The following is a 21,964-nucleotide window of genomic DNA, read 5'->3' as shown; positions in this document are numbered from 1 at the left end:
CGGCCGGCCGGGGGCGCGCCTCCGTAGCCGCCAACACGGGCACGGTGAAGACGAGTTGTGAAGAAATCCGGATTCTGAGAGCGCTCTCAGTCACACCTATTGACGCCTGTGACGGGTGTGGTGAGAGTGGTCGGCATCACAGGGCGGCCCCCACCGCCCGCACGGCCGGGCCGTGCTCCCCCACCTCGTCCCCCCACCCCTCCGGAGCTCCGCGTGATCTCTCGTCGTCTCTTCCTCACCGGTGCGGCCGCCTCCGCGGCGGCGCTCAGCTATCCCGTCTGGGGCAGCGCCCTCTCCCCCAGCGCCTCGGCCGCCGCCGCGACCTGCGAGCTGGCCCTGGTGAACCGCTCGCTGCCCGGTACGGTGCGCGCCTACGTCACCGGCCACGAGCAGGGCACCGACCGCTGGGTGCTGCTCCGGGCGGACGGCAGCCTCTACCGGCCCGACTCCCCCGCCGCCGCCCAGACCCCGCTGCCGGTCGACTGTTCGATCCCGCTGAACCCGGCGGGCGGCGCCCCGGTGGTGCTGACGCTCCCGCAGATGTACGGCGCCCGGGTGTACTTCGTCCGCGACGACACGCTGGACTTCTACCTGAATCCGGGCCCGGCGCTGGTGGAGCCGGCCTTCGCCACCCCGACGGACGCCAACTACGGGCGGACCTGGTCCTTCTGCGAGTTCACCTTCAACCCGCAGCAGCTCTACGCGAACATCAGCTACGTCGACCTCGTCACGGCGCTCCCGATCGGGCTGACCCTGGAGGGCGACTCCACCCACACCGTCGCCCCGCTGCCGGACGGCGCGGTGCAGCGGATCGCGGACGGGCTGATCGCGCAGGCGGCGGCGGACGGGCAGCCCTGGGACCAGTTGGTCACCCGGGGCGCGGACGGCCAGGTGCTGCGGGTCGTCTCCCCGCAGAACCTCATGGCGCCCTACTTCGACCGCCCGGACCAGATGCCCTTCCGGGACCTGTTCACCGCGCAGATCGACCAGGTCTGGGAGAAGTACCGCTCCACCGATCTGCGGATCGACCTGCAGGGCGGCCGGGGTGTGCTGGCCGGCCGGGTCAGCGGGGACGACCTGGTCTTCGACGGCGGCCACACCTTCACCAAGCCGGTGTCCAAGGACGTCTTCACCTGCAACCACGGGCCCTTCACCAACAACCCCGCGGACTCGGACGACAAGAAGGCACTGCTGGCGCGGCTCGCGGCCGGGTTCAACCGCTCGATCATGCTCAGCCACCCGGACCAGCCGAACGGGACGACCACCGCGGACTACTACCAGGAGGCCGTGACCAACCACTGGTCGCGCATCGTGCACGCCAACAGCCCGATCGGTTACGCCTTCCCCTACGACGACGTACGTCCCGACGGCCAGCCGGACGTCTCGGGCGCCGCCAACGACGGCAACCCCCGGCGCTTCACGGTGAGCGTCGGTTCCTGACCTGCTCCCGGACCCCCACGGCGCGTGTGCCCCCTCTCCCGACGGCGGGCGGATTCTTGGGGTCCTCGCAACACCTGATGGCCTATGCGGTTGTCAGTAGAGCACGCAGGCGCTCGGCTGGGGTTCTCCAGCCGAGCGTCTTGCGTGGCCGGCCGTTGAGTTGCTGGGCGACGTGTTCGAGGTCTTCGGGGCTGTGGACGGACAGGTCGGTGCCCTTGGGAAAGTACTGCCGCAGCAGACCGTTGGTGTTCTCATTCGACCCGCGCTGCCAGGGAGAGTGGGGGTCGCAGAAGTAGACGGGGACTCCGGTGGCCACGGTGAACTGCTTGTGGGCGGCCATCTCGCACCCCTGGTCCCAGGTCAGTGAGCCACGCAGGTGTGCGGGCAGGGTCCGGATCAGCGGGACCAGTACGTCGCGCACCTCCTCGGCGGTGTGTCCGCCGGGCAGATGTCCGAGCATGACGTAGCGGGTGGAGCGCTCGACCAGAGTCACGATCGCGCTCGCGCTCCGGGGACCGACGATCAGATCGCCTTCCCAATGGCCGGGGACCGCCCGGTCCTCGACCTCGGCGGGCCGCTCAGAGATCATCACCATCTCGTCGACGAACCGGCGCTGGCGTTGGTCCGGGCTTCGGTGCGGCTTGCGGCGGGTGCGCCCGGTGCGCAGCGCCAGCGCGACTTCACGGCGCAGTCCGCCGCGGGCCTGGACGTAAACCGCCTGATAGATCGTCTCCGGACTCACCCGCATGCCCTCGTCGTCGGGGAACTCGATGGGGAGAGCGTTGCAGATCTGCTCGGGCGACCAGCGTTCCTGGAGCCGGTCCGCGACGAAGTCGCGCAGTGGACCTTTCTGGGCGAGCTTGGACTCCTTGGGGCGGGACCGGCTCCTGGCCCATGCGCGCTGGGCTTGGTGCGGGCGGTAGGTGCCGCCTGCCGAGTGGGTGTCGATCTCGCGCTTGACGGTCGAGGCCGGCCGACCCAGGGCCCGGCCCATCGCGCGCAGCGAGTGGCCCTCGCGCCGCATGTCGGCGATCAGCTCCCGCTCGGCCACGGTGAGGAACCGGGGGTGGAGATCGGCCTCGACGGCGGTCAGGGACGGGCCCCCCGACACAACGGTGGTGGTCACACCAGTCGTATAGTCGATCAAGCGGCCGTCCGCATGCAGACGTGAGTGGCCGATCTGCCGAATGCCTCGGTCCCAGTCCTGGGCTGTGCGCGGGTGGACACCGGCCTGGACCGCAGCCTCACGGCGTCGGACCCCGGCCGCCCGAAGGCGCTCGTACTCCGCCCGTCGGGGATGCCCGCCCCTGCTGGGCTTGCCACGACCACGAATGCCGGCCTTGCGAGCCCACCCGGCCGCCGTATGCCGGCTCACCCCTACCGCCCGAGCCGCCCCGGTGACGCTGCCGTCCGCCTCGTCCAACGCCTCGAAGAACCTCGACTTCAGCGCCTCAAAATCCATGATCCCCGCAACCCCTGGAACTCCAGGGTGTTGCGGGGATCAGTGGAACCCGCCCGGCGGCGGGAGAGGGGGCACACGTGTGCGCGGTGGGCCGGTGCGCCCGGTGCCGGGTCAGCAGCCGCCGCAGTTGTAGTAGGTCGTGTCCCAGTGGTTGCCCTCGTTGACGTAGATGTTGCCGGAGGCCGCCTGGTACTGGGCGTATCCGTCACCGCGGAGCCCGATGTAGGTGAAGGTGCCGGTGACGTAGTTGTTCAGGCAGGTGTTCTTCGCGAAGTCGAGCTTGTAGCCGTTCCAGTGCGAGTAGGTGCCGCTCGCGTGGCCGGTCTCCGTACCGCCGGTGATGTTGATGGCGCAGCCGGTGGCGCTCTTGAGGGTCTGGGCGCCCTGGGCGGTGGCCAGGTTGAGCTGGTCGAAGGAGGTACAGGTCGAGACGTTGCGGTCGGAACAGCCGCCCGAGGAGGACCAGGTGATCCCGGACGAGCTGAACCGGGCGGTGGCCTGGGCGTGGGTGAGCTTGGTGGCGGCGTGGGCGTCGGTGGCGCCGCCGATCACGCCGACTCCCGGCGCGAAGAGGACGCCCAGCACGAGGGCGAGGGCGGTGAGGGCGGAGCGGAGCCTGGGACGGGTCAACATGGGGGGTCTCCTCCTGCTCATGACAAGTTCTGGTCGATGGCCGAACGGCGGGACGCCTGGGGCGCGGGAGCGCCGCGCGGCGCGGCATGGCGATACTGCCCGAGTTCTACGCGCGTCCGCCAGACCGCGTCCGTGGCGATGCGGTGAATCCCGGGGGCCGCGCCGCCATGACGCCTCCCCGGCGATGCGGTGAATCCCGTGGCGGCGGCGCCATGCCCCCCACCTGGACCCTCCGGCGACCGACCCCCGGCACCCCGACAGGGCGGCAACCGCCCGCTCAGGCCGCCCCGGGAGGGCGTCTGCGCACGAACCCTCGCACTCAATGTTGAACTTTGAACTAAACAGGTCTACAGTCAATGTCGTTGAAGGTTGAACAAACCGAGCCTTCGACTTCGAGGAACACGTCTCCCGAGGAGGAGCCATGGCTCTGTTCAATCGCAAGTCCGCCACCACGACCGCTGTCGCCGAGAAGCCCGCCGTGGACCCCGCGCTCGCCGCCCTGACCGGCACCTACACGATCGACCCGGCCCACACCAGCATCGGTTTCACCGTGCGGCACGCGATGGTGACGAACGTGCGCGGCTCCTTCGGTGAGCACGAGGGCACCCTGGTGCTGAACGGCACCGACCCGCACCACTCCACCGCCTCCATCGACGTCAAGATCGCCAGCATCGACACCGGCATCGCCGACCGCGACGCCCACCTGCGCAGCGGCGACTTCTTCGACGCCGAGGCGTTCCCGCTGATGACGTTCCGTTCCACCAGCGCCGAGCAGCTCGGCGGCGACACCTACCGGATCACCGGCGACCTCACCATCAAGGACGTCACCCGCCCGCTCTCCATCGACCTGGAGTTCAACGGCTCGGCCACCGACCCGTACGGCAACCAGCGCGTCGGCTTCGAGGGCAGCACCAACATCCTCCGCTCCGACTGGGGCCTGACCTGGAACGCCGCTCTGGAGACCGGCGGTGTGATGGTCAGCGACAAGGTCAAGCTGACCTTCGACATCTCGGCGATCAAGGCCGCCTGATCCCCGCGTCACCCGAGCGCGCCCGCCACCGGCTCCCCCACGAGGGAGTACCGGGGCGGGCGCTCGCGCGTGCGCGGCCGGAACCGTTCGTCAGCGCGGCGGGCCTTCGGTGCCGGGCGCCGGGTGGGGTCACCCGGCGCGGCGGACCTTCAGGGCGTTGTCCGTACGGGTGGTGGGGTTGCCGTCCGGGTCGTTCTGCACCCGCTCGTGCTCGCCGCTGAGCAGTACCTCCCACTCCCCCGGCGCCGGCTCCAGCGAGGCCAGCACCTCGTCGGGCGTCGGGAACCGCACGGACGGGTCGGGGTTCGCCTCCCAGTGCGGGAATCCCGCGTGGCCGACGACCAGCAGAATCCCGCCCGGCGCGACGGCCGCTGCCGCCCGCCGCAGGATGCGCTCCCTGGGCAGGTCCGCCATGGAGTGCAGGAACTGCGCCGAGACCAGGTCGAACTCCCCGTCCGGGAAGGACGCTCCGAGGTCGTGCCACTGCCAGTCGACGCGGTCGGCGACACCGGCGTCGGCCGCGTGGACGGCCGCCCGCTCCAGCGCCACCCGCGAGAGGTCGGTCGCGGTGACCTGCCAGCCGAGGCCCGCCAGCCAGACGGCGTCCGCGCCCTCCCCGCAGCCGAGATCCAGGGCGCGCCCCGGCCTCACCCCCGACACCTCGCGGACCAGGACGGTGTTGGGGTTCCCGCTCCAGATCCGGTCGCTGCGGCGGTAGCGCTCGTCCCACATCTCGGCCGGGGTGCGCGCTTCCGTTCCGGCGGGCGCGGTGCTGTCGCTGGTCATGCGGTCTCCTGACGTACGGGCCGGGTTACGGGGGAGAGGGTGCGCCCGCTCGGGCGCCGGGACAAGCCCGCTTGCCGGAACGGCAAATCCGGGGCGCCGGCCGACCGCACCGCGCCGCCCCGCCCCGCCCGTCGCGGCACGACGGGCCGCAGGGGCGCGCCGGAAAGCCGGTGGGCCGCTCCGCAATGCGCGGAACTCCGCCTTCCCCTTCGAATGGGCGATCCGATTCACGGGGCCGCAAAAGAGTTCCCGCCTTTATCGGTAATCCGGCCAGGCAGACGCTCGCCGCACCCATGCAAACTACACGGATCATTGCCCGAAATTGAGTGTCCGGCCAGTTCCCCGGACGGAAGGAATGCTGGTCGCGGGCCGCTCCACACCCGCGTCGGACCTCTCGCCAGAGAGCCGGGTGGCCGGATCACGCCCACCGCCACGACGGCTCCCGGCCGCCCCCGGTCGCACCCCGCGCGGCCCCGCCGGACAGGGCCTCGCCATACAGGCAGGTCAGACCCGTCCGCAAGAAGGCCGATCGAGCCTTCGCCCGCAAGGGCGCACAGCTCCCTGCCGGCCGATGACGCACGGAAGGCCGAAAGCGGAGGCAGGGAGGAAGAGGGCCGAAAGGGGAGGAGTCGCCGGCCCCGCCCCCGCGACCAGCGAAAACCCCTCCGGCCACAGGGCGGACCAGGCGTCACTTCCCTCTCATTTCGGTATCGAATGATCCGCCTTGACAGTCGGACAACGTTCAGATTTAACAAAGGCATCGTTGACATGTACCTTGCGAATCCCGGCTAATGGGTGACCGGCGAAAACAATTCGCCGTCGACCTGAAAAGCGTGTGGTCGACCCGTGCATCACATGGGAGACACGTGACTGCCACCGGAACATCCAGACCGGCTGCCAGACGGGCAAGGACCTGGCCGGCAAGGCTGACCGGGCTGACCGCCCTGGCAACCGCCTCGGCCCTGGTCGTACTCGGACTCACCGCCCCAGCGGCGAACGCGGCTGATCCCGCGGACACCGGCAAGGACTCCAAACCGTCGGTGGAGGCCTCCTGTTCCGAACCCGAAGCGGGAGAGGTCCGCTGCTTCGCGCTGCGACGCACCGACGTGACCTCCTGGAAGGGGGTGCGGCCCGACGCCACCACTCCGGACGGCTGGGGTGCCACCGCCCTCCAGGACGCGTACAACCTCTCCGCCGGAGGCGGGGCCGGACAGACCATCGCCATAGTCGACGCCTACGACGACCCGACCGCGGAGGAGGACCTCGCGGTCTACCGGGCGCAGTACGGGCTGCCCGCCTGCACCACGGACAACGGCTGCTTCAAGAAGGTCGACCAGCGGGGCGGCACCGACTACCCGGAGGCCGACAGCGGCTGGGCCGGGGAGATCTCGCTCGACCTGGACATGGTCTCGGCGTCCGCGCCCAACGCGAACATCGTCCTGGTGGAAGCCGACTCCGCCAGCTTCGAGGACATGGGCTCCGCGGTCGACCAGGCGGTCGCGCAGGGCGCCAAGTTCGTCTCCAACTCGTACGGCTCGGCGTACTCCAGCACCCCGGGCAGCGGTGAGGACCCGTCGGAGACCACCGACCTCGACGCCCACTACAACCACCCGGGCGTCGCCGTCGTCGCCTCCTCGGGAGACGACGCCTACGGGGTCGCCTACCCGGCGGCCTCGCAGTACGTGACCTCCGTGGGCGGCACGGCTCTGGAGCAGGACAGCTCCACCAGCCGCGGCTGGGCCGAATCGGTCTGGTTCAACAGCCACGGCGGTCCGGGCTCCGGCTGCTCGGTCTACGAGGCCAGGCCCGCCTGGCAGGAGAGCGCCGGTACCGACTGCGCCAAGCGAGCGGTCTCCGACGTCTCCGCGGTGGCCGACCCGCTGACCGGCGTCTCGGTCTACCAGACCTACGGCGGTGAGGGCTGGTCCGTCTACGGCGGCACCAGCGCCTCCGCGCCGATCATCGCCGGCGTGTACGCCGCGGCCGGCACACCGGCCGAGGGCAGCTACCCGGCCGCCTACCCCTACGCGGCCGACGGCAGCGGCCTGAACGACGTCGTCGACGGTGACAACGGCTCCTGCAGCCCGGCCACGCTCTGCACCGCGGGCGAGGGCTGGGACGGCCCGACCGGCCTCGGCACCCCCGACGGCACGCAGGCATTCCGCAGCGGCCCGCACGGCGTGCTGAGCGGCACCGTCACCGACAGCGCCACCGGCGCCCCGATTTCCGGCGCCGAGATCTCCGCGGGCGACTCCCGGGCGGAGTCCGGGGCGGACGGCACCTACACACTGGCCCTCGCCGAGGGCACCTACGACCTGGTCGTCGACGCCTACGGCTACACCACGGCCACCCTCCCGGGCGTCGAGATCGCGGACGGCGCCGCGGTGAGCAAGGACTTCGCGCTCGCCGCGGTCCAGACCCGGACCGTCTCCGGCAAGGTCACCGACGGTTCCGGACACGGCTGGCCGCTCTACGCGTCGATCGCCGTCGACGGGGTGCCGGGCGCGCCCATCGAGACCGATCCGACCAACGGCACCTACTCGGTCGACCTCCCGGCCGGCAAGAAGTACTCCCTTCGGATCACCAGCAACTACCCGGGATACCGCAGCGCCGACAAGATCGTCACCGTGGGCGACTCGGCCGTCTCCGCCGACGTGAGCCTGCCGGTCGACGCCTGGGCGGGCACCGCGGCCGGGTACACGGCGGCGGACGAGGGCACCACCGAACCGTTCGACTCGACCACCTCCGCCCCCGAGGGGTGGACCGTCGGCAACGCGGCTGGAACCACCGGCGGATGGCAGTTCGACGACCCGGGCAAACGGACCAACACCACGGGCGGCAAGGGCGCTTTCGCCATCGTCGACAGCGACAAGGCGGGCTCCGGCAAGGTGCAGGACTCCACGCTGACCAGCCCCTCGTACGACTTCACCGGCACGGACCTGCCCGAAATCGGCTACCGGACCACGTACAAGTCGTACTCCGGCCAGACCGCCCGGGTCGAGGTGAGTACGGACGGCGGCACCACCTGGACCGCGGTCTCCTCGCACACCACCGCGGTCACCGGTTCCAAGGTCACCGTCGCGCTCACCGACTACGCCGGCGAGTCCGACGTGCGGGTGCGGTTCCACTTCACCGGTAAGTACGGCTGGTTCTGGCAGATCGACGACGTCTTCGTCGGCGCCCGCACGCTGTCGACCGTCCCCGGCGGACTGCTCGTCGGTCAGGTGGCCGACGCCAACACCGGCAGCGGCGTCGTCGGCGCCACGCTCACCGGCACCGGTGACCACGCCGTGAGCACGGCCACGGCCGCCACCCCGGACGACGCGGCGCTCGGCGACGGCTTCTACTGGGCCTTCGCACCGGTCGGCAAGCAGACCCTGACCGCCGCCAAGTCGAAGTACACGGCCGCGGCCAAGGCCGTGACCTTCGCCCCCGACTCGGTCACGTCGAAGGACTTCTCCCTCAAGGCCGGACGCCTCAAGGTGACGCCCGCCGCCGTCGACGCCCCGGTGGCCTGGGGTGGTTCGGCCACCAAGAACGTCACCGTCAAGAACACCGGCGGCGCCGCGGCCACGGTCGAACTGAGCGAGAAGACCGGGGACTTCGCGCCGGCGCTCTCCGGCGCCCCGCTGATCAGCAAGAAGGGCGACTACTCGCCGCTGTCGTCGAAGAGCCTGGCCGGTGGAGCCTCGCACCCCGCGGCCGCTCCGGCCGAGGCCGGCGACGCCTGGCAGACCGTCGCCGATCTGCCCGACACCATCGAGGACAACGCGGTCGCGGTCGACGACGGCAAGCTCTACTCCGCCTTCGGTTACAACGGCGCGGTCGACATCAAGTCCCTCTACGTCTACGAGACCGAGTCGGGCTGGACGAAGCTGGCCGACGCGAGCGACACCCGGGAGGCCCCGGCCCACGGCTTCATCGACGGCAAGCTGTACGCCGTCGGCGGCTGGGGCGCCGACGGCGGCACGGACGCCAAGCTGGAGATCTACGACCCGGCGTCCGACACCTGGACGACCGGCGCCCCCTCCCCCGATCCGCTGGCGGGTTCGGGCTCCGCGGTCCTGGACGGCAAGCTGTACTCGGTCGGCGGCTGCACCGACGTCTGCGGCTCCGACTCGGTCACGGTCTACGACCCGTCCGACAACTCCTGGTCCCAAGCGGCGAGTTACCCCGAGGACGTCGCCTGGCAGGCCTGCGGGGCCATCGACGCGCTGCTGTACTGCGCCGGTGGCACCAACGACTCCGGTGAACTGAAGTCCGCGTACTCCTACGACCCGGCGGCGGACGCCTGGTCGGCCCTGCCGGACATGCCGACGTCCCTGTGGGCGTCCTCCTACACGGCGGCCAACGGCCTGCTGCTCGCCTCCTCGGGAGTCAGCGGCGACGCTCTCACCAACGCGGGCTACGCCTACGACCCGGCCGCCGGGACCTGGTCGTCCCTGCCCAACGCCGATGTCGCGACCTACCGCGGCGGCGGCGCCCCGGGCTTCTACAAGGTCGGCGGTGCCGACGGCCCCGGCAGCCCGGCCAGCACGGTCGAGGTGCTCCCCGGCTACGACCAGACCGGCGGCTCGGACGTCAGCTGGCTGTCGCTCGGCTCCACCGGGTTCACGCTCGCTCCCGGAGCCAGCGTGACCGTCCCCGTGTCGGTGAAGGCCTCGGTCGAGGAGATCACCCAGCCCGGGGCGTTCACGGCCAAGATCGGCATCTCCTCCGACACCCCGTACGCGGTGGCGTCCGTCCCGGTCACGATGACGGTGGCCGCTCCCGGCACCTGGGGCAAGATCACCGGCACGGTGCTCGGCAAGTCGTCCACCGGTGTCACCGCACCCCTCAAGGGGGCGACCGTCCAGATCGACTCGTGGGCGTCCTCGTACACGCTGATCACGGACGAGGACGGGCACTACGCGCTCTGGCTGGACGCCCGCAACAACCCCCTGACCGTGATCGTGGCCAAGGACGGCTACGCCCCGACGACGACCACCGTCAAGGTGGTCAAGAAGGGGACGGTGACCACCGACTTCACCCTGAAGAAGGCGTAGGCGGTGCACTGATCCACGCGGTGTCCTGATCCGGACGCCGGTGAGCACTGTCCGGGCCCCTTTCCCGCCGCGACCGGTGGCGGGAAAGGGGCCCGGCGCCGTCCCGACGTCCTGGCCGAAAGCGCCCCGGCCCCGCCCGGTCACGCCCGGCTCAGAACCCGCCGCCCCCGTCGAAGCCTCCGCCACTGCCGAAGCCGCCGCCGTCCCCGAAGCCTCCCCCGTCGCCGAAGCCGGAGGAGTCGAAGTCGGAGCCGGACACGTCACCGCCGGACCAGTCGCCGCCGGATCCGAAGTCCCCGCCGCCGTACTCGGCCGCGTAGGCGGGGGTGGAGAGCATCGAGCCGAGCATCGTCCCGATCAGCAGGCCGGGGAGCAGGCCGCCGCCGAAGTAGCCGCCGGCCCAGGGGCCGTACGCCGGTCCGGCCTCCCAGTACGGGCGGCGACTGCCGTCGCCCACGTCCACGGTGCGGCTCATCGGGTCCTCCCCGTCCTCCAGCCGGGCCCGGTCGGCGGCGCAGACGGGGACCTCGCGGGAGGACGCGCCGGCCGGGCGCCAGCGCACGTCGGCGACGGAGGGACCGTGGCGCGGGTCGAAGAAGCACGGGGGCCTGCGGTCGGGCGGGGCGGACCCGGTGCGGCGGGCCTCCAGTACGGCGAGGGAGTAGCGGCCGTCCTCCAGGGCCTGGGTGACGGGCCGCACGTCGGCGGGGCGCTCGGCCTTCTCCATGCGGGACTTGGCGCTCTCGTACGAGTCGAGCGCGTGGGTGTAGTCGGCGCGCATCGCGTCGTCGGCGCCGGCCTCGCCGGGGTGGAAGTCGAGCCGTTCCAGGGTCTCGCCGTACGCGGTGATGTCCTCGTCGACCACGACCCGGAGCTTGTCGAGTGCGGCGCGCTCCTCGGCCCGGGCCCGGCGGCGGTTGCGGCGCATGACCGCGTAGGCGCCCGCGGCCCCCGCGACGGCCACTGAGGCGAGGACGAGCAGTCCGGTGCCCGCGGAGCCCGCCGCGGCGGAACCGTTCCCGTCGCCCCAGGAGGCCGGGGCGGTGCCCTTGGCCTGTTCGAGTGCGCCGTCCACGAAGGCGTCGAGCTGGGCGTCGGTGGCGGTGTCGGCGGCCGGGGCCTTCACCGCGGCGGTGAGGTTGTCGACCGCGCGGACCGGCATGACCTGCGGGTCGGCCCCCGCGTCGAATCCGTCGCCGAGGCGTACGGCGTACACCCCGGTGATGCCGGTGTCGTTGCGCAGGGTGGCGAGCAGGCCGTCCTCGGGGAAGGCGGAGCTGTCCGGGAGTACGGCGACGAAGACCGGCTTGTCGGCCTTGGTGATCCGGTCCTCCAGGGCCTTCTCCTGCCCGGTGGAGAGCTGGTCGCGGGCGCCCGGGTCCACGTACACCGGGTCTTCGCGCAGTGCCTGGGCCGCGTCCTCGATCGTCGCGGCCGGGGCGCGCCCGGGGGCCGCCGACGCGGACGCGGACGCGGCAAAGACCGTCAGGGACGCGGTCCAGAGCGCGGTCGAGAGGACCAGCAGCAGACCGGCCAGAAATGCGAACATCTGCCTTTTTCGCATACTTCACGCTACTCCGGACCACCGGGCCCGCGCGTTCTCCCGGGGGCGCGGAAGCGCCCGGACGCACGGGTGTGCCCGGGCACAGGAGCTCTGCCCGGGCACACCTCGAACGCTCGCTACCGCTGGGTCACGCGGCCCGGTAGGCCGCCCGCAGCTTGGCCACCGCGCCGGTGAGGTCACCGGTGAGCAGCAGGTGGTCGGCGTCGGCGAACGGCTTGGAGACCGCCGCCGTCAGGTTGCCGCCGGTCTTCTGCTGGACCAGCAGCCGGGCCTGGTCCACGATCGCCTTGCCCGCCGCGGTCTTGCCGAGGTGGAGCTTCTCGGCGACCCCGGCGGCCACCTGGAGGGCGGTCAGGGTGACCTCGCCGCCGGCGGGGGCCTTCTTCAGGGTGGTGAGACCCCAGCCGAAGGGGAACTGCGGGTCGTAGGCGGCGTCGCCCACGTTGATGGGCAGCTGGGTCTCGGACTTCGGCCAGGTGACGGGCAGCTGGCCGGTGAAGGCACGCTTGCCGTAGAGCACGTCGGCCACGCCGTCGCCCTCGGTGCCCGGGAGCCAGGAGGCGACCAGGGCGTCGATGTCGCCGAGGCGGTCGCCGATGAGCTGCGGGCGGCCGGAGACGACCAGGACGGCGCACTTCATCGCGGCGCAGACCTTGTCGATCGCGGCCTTGTCGGCGGCCGTGAGCTCCAGGTCGTTGCCGTTGCCGACGTCGCCGATGCCCTCGGCGTACGGGGTCTCGCCGACGACGACCACACCCACGTCGTAGCCGTCGGTGGAGGCGGAGGCGTCCTTGGAGTAGGTGACCGAGGAGGCGTCCTTCTTCATGCCCTCCAGGATCGTGGTGCCCTCGGTGATGTCACCGGAGGAGCCCTGCCAGCTGACGGTCCAGCCACCGGCCTGGTTGCCGATGTTGTCGGCGTTGGAGCCGGCGACGTAGACCTTCTGGTCCGCCTTCAGCGGGAGGACGGCGCCGTCGTTCTTCAGCAGCACCTGGGACTTGGCGGCCGCCTCGCGGGCCACCGCGCGGTGCGCGTCCGAGCCGATGTCGTCGATGTTCGAGGTGTCCGCGTAGGGGTTCTCGAAGAGGCCCAGCTTGAACTTCTGGGTCAGGATGCGGGAGACCGCGTCGTCGATGCGGGCCTGGCTGATGCGGCCCGCGGAGACCTCGCTCTTGAGCGTGGTGGTGAAGTCCTGGTACGCGGTCGGCACCATGATCATGTCGAGGCCGGCGTTGACCGAGGTGCGGACGTCGCTGGCGTAGTCGCCGGGGAGCTGGTCGATGGCCTGCCAGTCGCTGATGACGAAGCCCTCGAAGCCCATCCGGTCCTTGAGGACGCCGTTGATCATCTCGGCGTTGCCGTGCATCTTCACCGGGCCCTGGTCGTCGCCCAGGATGTCCAGGGAGGAGTAGGACGGCATGACGGTGCCGACACCGCGGTCCACCGCCTCCTGGAACGGCGCGAGGTGCACCGCCTCCAGCTCCTCGCGGGTGACCTTGGTGACGCCCTGGTCGATCGTGTACGAACCGGTGGAGGAGGAACCGAACTCGGTGCCGCCGTCGCCGACGTAGTGCTTCGCGGTGGCGAGCACCTTGTCGTCGCGGTCCAGGTCGCTGCCGTTCGCGGCGCCCTGCATGCCCTGGATCACGGTCTCCATGGACTCGACGAGCGCCGGGTCCTCGCCGTAGGACTCGTAGGACCGGCCCCAGCGCTCGTCACGGGTGACGCAGAGGCAGGGGGCGAAGTCCCACGGGACGCCGGTGGCGCGGACCTCGCTCGCGGTGACCGCGCCGGTCTTCTCGGCGGTCTGCGGGTCGCGGGTGGCGCCGATGCCGATGTTGTGCGGCATGATCGTCGACCCGACGACGTTGTTGTGGCCGTGCACCGCGTCCACGCCGTAGATCAGCGGGATCTGGAAGCGGGTCGCCTGGGCGCGCAGCTGGAACGAGTCGATCATCGACGCCCACGCCTCGGGGGTGTTGGGCGTGGGGACCGAGCCGCCGCCGGAGAGCAGCGAGCCGAGGTCGTAGGAGGCGATGTCGCCGGGGCTGCGCAGCGCGTTGCGCTCGGCCTGCGTCATCTGGCCGGCCTTCTCGGCGGGCGAGAGGCGCTTCAGAAGGTCGGCGACGCGCTGCTTCACCGGGAGCTTGGCGTTCTGGTAGGGCAGGCCGTGGGCGTTGATGACGACCTGGGGGGTCTCCGTCGGGGCCTTGGCGCCGGTGACGGTGAGGACGAGCGGGACGGTCCGGGCCTCGGACGCCTTCTTCGCCTTCTTGGTGGTCACCGTGACGGTGTGGGTCGCGCCGGACGCGGTGCCCGCGGGGAAGGTGTACGTACCGGTGACCGGGGTGTAGTCGGTGCCGGCCGTCGCGGTGCCGCCCTCGGTGGTGTACGCGACGGTGACGGGCTCCTCGATGGGCAGGCCGCCGGTGGTGGAGAGGGTGAGGCCGATGCTCGCGGAGCCTCCGTTGTCGACCGGGTGCACGGTGGCGTCGGTGGCGATGCCGGCGGTCAGCGCCGGGTCGGCCTTGCCGTAGAGCTCCATGCCGTCGATGGCGAAGGAGCCGGGGGCGCCGGTCGGCAGGGTGAGGGCGTAGCCCCACATCCGGTCGAGGCCGAGGATGTGGTCGATGCCGCCGACGGGCTGGTAGTCGCCGCGGTAGACGAAGTCCGCGAACGGGACCTCGACCTGGTGCCAGCCCTCCCAGTCGTCGGTGAAGGACATGGTCCACAGCTCGGACGCACCGCCGTTGGCGCCGCCGTCCTTGATCTCGAAGCTGATCTTCTTGCCGGAACCGGGCGGCAGGGGCGCCTTGTTCTGCCCGTACCACCAGAAGCGGATGCCCTTGTGGGCGCTCCAGTCCTGGGGGGCCTGGTCGACGGCGAACTCGTGGCTCAGCCCGCCCCAGCCGCTGATGTCGTAGGTGCCTTCGAGGACCTTGGAGCCCTCGGGGGCGTCGGCGCGCTCGGTGAAGGCGAGCTTCGGCTGGTCGTCGGCGTCCGAGCCCCAGGTGAAGATCGAGTCGGCGGGCGGAGCGCTGAGGGGGACCTCGCCCTCGTACCGGTCGACGAGCACCGGCGCGGGGTCGTCGGCCGCCGCGGGGACGGCGGCCGTGATCAGTCCGGCGAGGACCGTGACGGCGGCGAGGAGGGCCCGCGCCGATCCTCTTCGGTGACGGGTAGCTGGCATTGCGGCTCTTCTCTCGTCTCGGCTGCGCGGGGGTCCGGCAGCGGTACGGGTGGGGCGAGGGGGGTGGGGCGGGAGGTTCTTGCGGGGCCGGAGCCCGTGGGGGTGTGTGGGTGTACCGGTGCGTGCGGCCGTCCGAAGCCGCGGGGTGCGCCGGGTGGGGGTCAGGGCGCCGAGCGGCGGACCACGAGCTCCGTGGGGAGCACGACCGGTTCGTCCGGGGCGGGCCTGCCGTCGAGATGGGCGAGGAGCATCCGGGCCGCCGTCTCGCCCATCGCCCGGGTGGGCTGGCGGACGGTGGTCAGCGGGGGCGCGGTGTGCGCGGCCATCGGGATGTCGTCGAAGCCGATGAGGGCGACGTCGTCCGGTACCCGGCGCCCGGCGGCGTGGAGCGCTCTCAGGGCGCCGGTGGCGCTGACGTCGTTGTGCGCGAAAACGGAGTCGAACGGCGTTTTGGAGGCGAGGAGTTCGCTCATGACGCGTTCGCCGCCGCGTTCGGTGAAGTCGCCCTGGGCGACGAGGGCGCCCGGCAGCACGGACCGGAATCCGTCGAGCCGTTCGCGTACGCAGCCGTAGTGCGCGGGCCCGCTGAGGACCAGCGGGCGGGTGCGCCCGTCGGCCAGCAGGTGACGGGCGGCGCTCGCACCGCCCTCGTGGTTGGTGGTCACGACCGAGGGGAACTCGGGGTGGTGGCCCCGGTCGTCGATCAGCACGATCGGCAGGCCGCTGCGGTGGAACGCGGTGAGGTGGCCGAGGGTGTTCTCCGGTTCCACGACCACGAGCCCGTCGAAGGCGCGGGCCGAGACCTGGGTGGTGAAGCGGCGGACGGACTCGGCGCCCCGGTTGCAGGTGAAGAGCAGCAGGCCGTACTCGGCCGCCTCGACGGTGTCCACCACGCCCTGGAGGACGTCGCCCATCCAGGACCAGGTCAGCGAGGGCACCAGCATCCCGACGGTGCGGCTGCTGCCCCGGGCCAGGCCGACCGCTCCGGAGCTGGGGACGTAGCCGAGGTGTGCGATCACTTCACGAACGCGGGAGGCGGTGGAACGGTCCACGTCCGACTTGGTGTTGAGTACGCGCGAGACGGTGGTCTTGCTGACTCCGGCGGCACGGGCCACATCGGCGATGGTGACGCGCAACGGGGCCTCCCTGACCAGGCGGAACACGGGACGTACGGGGCACAACAGCCGTTTTCACCACCGGGCCGGCGGGTTCTCGCCGCGCCGGGACGCAGGGCCGAGCACGAAAGCCGCCCGGGGAGCGGCCACTTCGCGGTACCGGTCCCGGAACCGGTACCGGCGTCGCGGCTGGAGTTAACCCCGCCCGAACAGAGCCGTCAATACTTCACGTCGAGATTGATCCATACCCGTCCGGCGGACAGGAGAGGGCGCTCATGCCTTCAACTCTTGTACGTACGCACCCCCTTGACGCGGGCTGTCGGGGGCAGTTCACTCACGCCTCGATCGACGGCAGCACCCCACCCCTGTGCCGAAGAAGGGCGTTCCCCCATGATTCGATCGAACGGACCGCGGAAAACGGCGACGGCGCTCCTGGCGACCGCGCTCGCCGCGGCCGGCCTCACCGCACTGGCGGCACCCGCCGCCCAGGCGGCCGGCGAGAGTGTCTCCATCGTGCTGACCACCACCGACGACTCCGGCGGCCGCCATGTCACCCGGGGCCTCCAAACCCAGACGCCGGTCTCCTTCGCCGCGGGCAGCGGGAGCGCGGGCACCACGGTGACGGTGGACGAGAACACCCGGTACCAGACGTTCACCGGCGGCGGCGCGTCCTTCACCGACACGGCGGCCTGGCTGATGAAGAGCAGCGGGGCGCTGAGCGACGCGACCCGGGACGCCACGATGAAGAAGCTCTTCTCGCCGACGGAGGGCATCGGGCTCTCGTTCGTCCGTAACCCGATGGGCGGTTCGGACCTGGCGCGGACCGGGTACACCTACGACGACCTGCCCGCCGGGCAGACCGACCCCACGCTGGCGAAGTTCTCGGTGGCGCACGACCTCGCGGACGTGCTCCCGCTGACCAAGCAGGCCAAGCAGCTCAACCCGGCGCTCACCACGATGGCCTCGCCCTGGACCGCCCCCGCCTGGATGAAGGACAGCGGCCAGCTCAACGGCGGCTGGCTGAAGGCCGAGAACTACGGCACGTACGCCGACTACTTCGTGAAGTACCTCCAGGCGTACCAGGCCCAGGGCGTCCCGGTGAGCTACGTCACCGCGCAGAACGAGCCGACCTGCTGCTCGGGCTACCCCTCGATGAGCTGGAACGGCTCGGGGCTCGCGTACTTCACCAAGAGCGAGCTGCTGCCGAAGCTCCAGGCCGCCGGTCTCACCACCAAGGTGCTGGCGCACGACTGGAACTGGGACACCTACGACGCGTACGCCGCGCCGACCGTGGACGACGCGGCGGTGCGCAACCACCCCAACTTCGGCGGGGTCGCCTGGCACGGCTACGGCGGCGACATCGCCAAGCAGACCGCGGTGCACAACCAGTACCCCACGATGGACGCCTTCCAGACCGAGCACTCGGGCGGCACCTGGATCGCCGATCAGCAGAAGGAGGACATGCTCAACATCATCGACTACACCCGCAACTGGGCGAAGTCGGTCACCAAGTGGTCCCTCGCGGTGGACCAGAACCGAGGCCCGCACAACGGCGGCTGCGGCACCTGCGACGGGCTGATCACGGTCCACAACGGTGACGCCAGGAGCGGGCAGGTGGACTACAACATCGAGTACTACACGATGGGCCACCTGACGAAGTTCGTCCGCCCCGGCGCCTCCCGGATCGCCTCCACCGCCAGCTCCACCGTCCCGAACGTCGCCTGGCGCAACACCGACGGCTCCAAGGCGCTGATCGCCTACAACGGCGGCTCCTCGGCCCAGCAGCTCACCGTCAACTGGGGCGGCTCGACCTTCGGTTACTCCCTGCCGGCCCACACCTCGGCCACCTTCACCTGGTCCGGCACCCAGTCCGGCACCGGCACCTCGACCGGCACCTCGGGTGCGTTCACCGGCACCGGCGGCAAGTGCCTGGACGCGGCGAACGGCAGCTCGGCGGACGGCACGGCGGTCCAGCTCTACGACTGCAACGGCTCGGCCGCGCAGCGCTGGACGGTCCAGTCCGACGGCACGATCCGCGCGCTGGGCGCCTGCCTGGACGTGACCTCGGCGTCGACCGCGGACGGCGCGAAGGTCCAGCTCTACACCTGCAACGGCACGGGGGCCCAGCGGTGGACGTACAACGCGACCACCGGGGACGTGGTGAACACGGCGGCGAACAAGTGCCTCGACGTCACGGACGCCTCCACGGCCAACGGGGCGCGCGCCCAGATCTGGAGCTGCACCGGGGCCGCCAACCAGAAGTGGCGGCTCCAGTGACCTCGGTGTGACGACCGGCGGCCGTCCCGCGCGCCGCGGGGCGGCCGTCGCCGCCGCCTACTCCGTCGGCTCGATCCCGGCCCGCAGCAGACCGAAGGTGTACGCGTCCTCCAGCGCCTGCCAGGACGCGGCGATGACGTTCTCCGCGACGCCGACGGTCGACCACTCGCCGGTTCCGTCACCCGTGGTGATGAGGACTCGGGTGGTGGACTCGGTGCCGGTGCGCCCTTCCAGGATGCGGACCTTGTAGTCGACCAGTTCCAGCTTGGCGAGCTGCGGGTAGATCCGCTCCAGGGCCACCCGGAGCGCCCGGTCCAGGGCGTTGACGGGTCCGTTGCCCTCGGCGGTGGCGACGATCCGCTCGCCCTTGGCCCAGAGCTTCACGGTCGCCTCGTTGGCGTGCACGCCGTCGGGGCGGTCCTCGACGATGGCCCGCCACGACTCGGTGCGGAAGTAGCGGGGCGCGGTGCCCGCTACCTCGCCGCGGAGCAGCAGTTCGAAGGAGGCGTCGGCCGCCTCGTAGGTGTAGCCGCGGAGTTCGCGCTCCTTGACCCGCTCGACGACGCGGCCGACCAGCTCGCGGTCGCCACCCAGGTCGATGCCGAGCTCCTTGCCCTTCAGCTCGATGGAGGCGCGTCCGGCCATGTCGGAGACGAGCATCCGCATGCTGTTGCCGACGAGGGCGGGGTCGATGTGCTGGTAGAGGTCGGGGTCGACCTTGATCGCGGAGGCGTGCAGCCCGGCCTTGTGCGCGAAGGCCGAAACTCCCACGTACGGCTGGTGCGTGGAGGGGGTCAGGTTGACGACCTCGGCGATGGCGTGGGAGATGCGGGTCATCTCGCCGAGCGCGCCCTCGGGGAGCACCTTCTTGCCGTACTTCAGTTCCAGGGCGGCGACGACCGGGAAGAGGTTGGCGTTGCCGACGCGTTCGCCGTAGCCGTTGGCGGTGCACTGGACGTGGGTGGCGCCCGCGTCGACGGCGGCGAGGGTGTTGGCGACGGCGCAGCCGGTGTCGTCCTGGGCGTGGATGCCCAGCCGGGCACCGGTGTCGGCGAGCACGGTGGAGACGACGGCCTGGACCTGGGCGGGGAGCATCCCGCCGTTGGTGTCGCAGAGGATGACGACGTCGGCACCGGCCTCGGAGGCGGCACGGACGACGGACTTCGCGTACTCGGGGTTGGCGCGGTAGCCGTCGAAGAAGTGCTCGCAGTCGACGAAGACCCGCCGGCCCTGCTCGCGCAGGTACGAGACGGTGTCGCGGACCATCTCCAGGTTCTCGTCCAGGGTGGTGCGCAGGGCGAGTTCGACGTGGCGGTCGTGCGACTTGGCGACCAGGGTGATCACCGGGGCGCCGGAGTCGAGCAGCGCCTTGACCTGCGGGTCCTCGGCGGCCTTGCCACCGGCCCGGCGGGTCGCGCCGAACGCCACGAGCTGGGCGTTGGCGAAGGTGATCTCCTGCTGGGCGCGGGCGAAGAACTCGGTGTCCCGGGGGTTGGCGCCGGGCCAGCCGCCCTCGATGAATCCGACGCCGAAGTCGTCCAGGTGCCGGGCGATGGTCAGCTTGTCGGCGACCGTCAGGTTGATGCCTTCACGCTGTGCACCGTCGCGCAGGGTGGTGTCGAAGACATGGAAACTGTCGTCGGTGGCGGTGGCCTTGGTGGTCATGCTGATGCGACTCCTGTCGGATGAGTGGATCCGGACGATCGGGCTCCACTTGCCCCCATCATCCCGCGCACGCCGTCCAGGCCAGGGTGGGGGCCGGAAAACGAAAAAACCCCTCGCGGGTGCGAGAGGTCTGCGCGCGGGTCTGGGGCACGGTGAGCGTGCCGTACGTGGTGGTACGGGACGTCACTGCGGACCGGCGCGCCTGCTGCCAATAATCGTGGACAACGAGGACACGGGAGCAGTTTGGCACAGCACGGACCCGGTGACGGGCCCGTCTCAGAATGCGGTCGTGACACCGGTCTCGTCCGAGGGCCGTACCGGACCGGGCACGGCGGGCTCCCCCGCGCCGATGCGGTGCAGGTCGAGACGGCGGGTCTCGCGCATGCCCAGGTAGACGACGAGCGAGACGGCGGCGCAGCCGGCCACGTACCAGAAGTACCCGGATTCGAAGCCCGCGTTCTTGAACCAGAGCGCGATGTACTCGGCGGTCCCGCCGAAGAGCGCGTTGGCGACGGCGTACGGCAGGGCCACCCCCAGCGCGCGGATGCCGGTGGGGAAGAGCTCGGCCTTCACGCAGGCGTTGATCGAGGTGTAGCCGGTGACGACGACCAGGGCCAGCAGCGAGAGGCCGAGAGCGGGCCAGAACGTCCCGGCGTGCTTGAGCATCATCATGACCGGCACCGTCAGGAAGGTGGACCCGACGGCGAACCCGATGAGCAGCGGGCGCCGCCCGATCCGGTCGGAGAGCAGCCCGGCGAGCGGCTGGAGGCACATGAAGACGAAGAGCGCGCAGAAGCTGACGAGGGTGGCGGTGGACTTCTCCATCCCGGCGCTCTTGGAGAGGAACTTCGTCAAATACGTCGTGTACGTGTAGTACGCGACGGTCCCGCCCATGGTCAGCGCGACGACGAGGAACGCCTCGCGCCGGTGCGCCCACAGGGCCTTGAGGGTGCCCCGGTCGGCGTCCTCGGCGGCGCCGGACTCCGTGTAGACCTCGGTCTCCAGCATGGTGCGCCGCAGGTAGAAGACGACGGCCGCGCCGAGCGCCCCGACGACGAACGGCACCCGCCAGCCCCAGTCGTGCAGGGCCTCCTCGGAAAGCGTGTGCTGGAGCAGGATGAGGAGCCCGAGCCCGATCAGCTGACCGGCGGTCATCGACACGTACTGGAAGCTGGAGGCGAACCCGCGCCGGTCGGGCCGTGAGGCCTCGGTGAGGTACGTGGCGCTGGCCGCGTACTCACCGCCCACGGAGAGCCCTTGGAGCAGCCGGGCCACCATGAGCACGGCGACCCCGCCGTACCCGGCGACCGCGTACGTCGGGGCGACGGCGATGAGGATCGCGGAGGCCGACATCAGCGTGACGGTGAGGGTGAGCGCCGCCTTGCGGCCCCGGCGGTCCCCGATGCGTCCGAGCAGCCAGCCGCCGACCGGCCGCATGAAGAACCCCACGGCGAAGATGCCCATGGTGTTCATGAGGTTGGCGGTCCCGTTGCCCTCGGGGAAGAACGCGTCCGCGAAGTAGACCGCGAAGGTCGCGTACACGAACCAGTCGAACCACTCGACCATGTTCCCGGCCGAGCCGACCCAGATCCTCTTCCACTGTTCGCGTCCCATGACCGGTCACCGTGCCGTACGCCGGGGAGCGCGGACAAGGGAGCGGAAGGGAACGATCCGGTTTACTTGCGTGCCTTGCGTACCCCGGCGGGAAGGCTTTCGTGCCGCCCACGGTGCCGGAGAACGCCGCCGGGCCCCCGCCC

General features: G+C 71.1%; 12 protein-coding genes. 4 read left to right on the top strand and 8 right to left on the bottom strand.

Going from position 1 to position 21,964, the window contains the following annotated elements:
- Positions 1-213 precede the first annotated feature (213 nt).
- On the top strand, positions 214-1,440 hold the full coding sequence (locus tag OHA55_RS23785; RefSeq protein WP_266709505.1) for a glycoside hydrolase family 64 protein: 1,227 nt from the start codon (positions 214-216) through the stop codon (positions 1,438-1,440).
- 82 nt (positions 1,441-1,522) lie between these two features.
- On the opposite strand, the gene OHA55_RS23780 is transcribed toward OHA55_RS23785, so the two are convergent.
- Both OHA55_RS23780 and OHA55_RS23775 read right to left on the bottom strand, forming a co-directional pair.
- Complete coding sequence (locus tag OHA55_RS23780; protein WP_266710402.1) at positions 1,523-2,551, bottom strand: IS30 family transposase; 1,029 nt, start codon at positions 2,549-2,551, stop codon at positions 1,523-1,525.
- Between the two features lie 462 nt (positions 2,552-3,013).
- The gene (locus OHA55_RS23775; RefSeq protein WP_266709503.1) at positions 3,014-3,535 is read right to left on the bottom strand and encodes a hypothetical protein; all 522 of its coding nucleotides are present in this window, start codon (positions 3,533-3,535) and stop codon (positions 3,014-3,016) included.
- A gap of 421 nt (positions 3,536-3,956) precedes the next feature.
- Here OHA55_RS23775 and OHA55_RS23770 point away from each other — a divergent pair, with 421 nt between their 5' ends.
- On the top strand, positions 3,957-4,565 hold the full coding sequence (locus tag OHA55_RS23770; RefSeq protein WP_266709501.1) for a YceI family protein: 609 nt from the start codon (positions 3,957-3,959) through the stop codon (positions 4,563-4,565).
- Between the two features lie 129 nt (positions 4,566-4,694).
- On the opposite strand, the gene OHA55_RS23765 is transcribed toward OHA55_RS23770, so the two are convergent.
- Complete coding sequence (locus OHA55_RS23765; RefSeq protein WP_266709499.1) at positions 4,695-5,351, bottom strand: bifunctional 2-polyprenyl-6-hydroxyphenol methylase/3-demethylubiquinol 3-O-methyltransferase UbiG; 657 nt, start codon at positions 5,349-5,351, stop codon at positions 4,695-4,697.
- An 866-nt stretch (positions 5,352-6,217) separates the two neighbouring features.
- Here OHA55_RS23765 and OHA55_RS23760 point away from each other — a divergent pair.
- On the top strand, positions 6,218-10,396 hold the full coding sequence (locus tag OHA55_RS23760; RefSeq protein WP_266709497.1) for a carboxypeptidase regulatory-like domain-containing protein: 4,179 nt from the start codon (positions 6,218-6,220) through the stop codon (positions 10,394-10,396).
- 151 nt (positions 10,397-10,547) lie between these two features.
- On the opposite strand, the gene OHA55_RS23755 is transcribed toward OHA55_RS23760, so the two are convergent.
- The 3 genes from OHA55_RS23755 to OHA55_RS23745 form a co-directional block, all read right to left on the bottom strand.
- Positions 10,548-11,960 carry a hypothetical protein gene (locus OHA55_RS23755; RefSeq protein ID WP_266709495.1) on the bottom strand — a complete coding sequence of 471 codons (1,413 nt, stop codon included), beginning with the start codon at positions 11,958-11,960 and terminating at the stop codon, positions 10,548-10,550.
- Positions 11,961-12,087: 127 nt separating this feature from the next.
- Positions 12,088-15,150, bottom strand: coding sequence for a glycoside hydrolase family 3 N-terminal domain-containing protein (locus tag OHA55_RS23750; protein ID WP_266709493.1), 3,063 nt, complete (start codon positions 15,148-15,150; stop codon positions 12,088-12,090).
- A gap of 161 nt (positions 15,151-15,311) precedes the next feature.
- A complete protein-coding gene (locus OHA55_RS23745) occupies positions 15,312-16,304 on the bottom strand; it encodes a LacI family DNA-binding transcriptional regulator (protein ID WP_323180486.1) in 993 nt (330 codons plus the stop codon).
- Between the two features lie 351 nt (positions 16,305-16,655).
- On the opposite strand from OHA55_RS23745, the gene OHA55_RS23740 reads away from it, so the two are divergent.
- Positions 16,656-18,542, top strand: coding sequence for a lectin (locus tag OHA55_RS23740; RefSeq protein WP_266709490.1), 1,887 nt, complete (start codon positions 16,656-16,658; stop codon positions 18,540-18,542).
- A gap of 57 nt (positions 18,543-18,599) precedes the next feature.
- Here OHA55_RS23740 and cimA read toward each other — a convergent pair whose 3' ends face one another.
- On the bottom strand, positions 18,600-20,207 hold the full coding sequence (gene cimA, locus OHA55_RS23735; RefSeq protein WP_266709488.1) for a citramalate synthase: 1,608 nt from the start codon (positions 20,205-20,207) through the stop codon (positions 18,600-18,602).
- A 276-nt stretch (positions 20,208-20,483) separates the two neighbouring features.
- Positions 20,484-21,821: an MFS transporter gene (locus OHA55_RS23730; protein WP_266709487.1), complete on the bottom strand. Its 1,338-nt coding sequence runs from the start codon at positions 21,819-21,821 to the stop codon at positions 20,484-20,486.
- Positions 21,822-21,964: the final 143 nt, after the last annotated feature.

The sequence above is a fragment of the Streptomyces sp. NBC_00102 genome, assembly GCF_026343115.1.
Lineage (GTDB): Bacteria > Actinomycetota > Actinomycetes > Streptomycetales > Streptomycetaceae > Streptomyces.
This window is presented reverse-complemented; position numbering and strand designations above follow the sequence as displayed.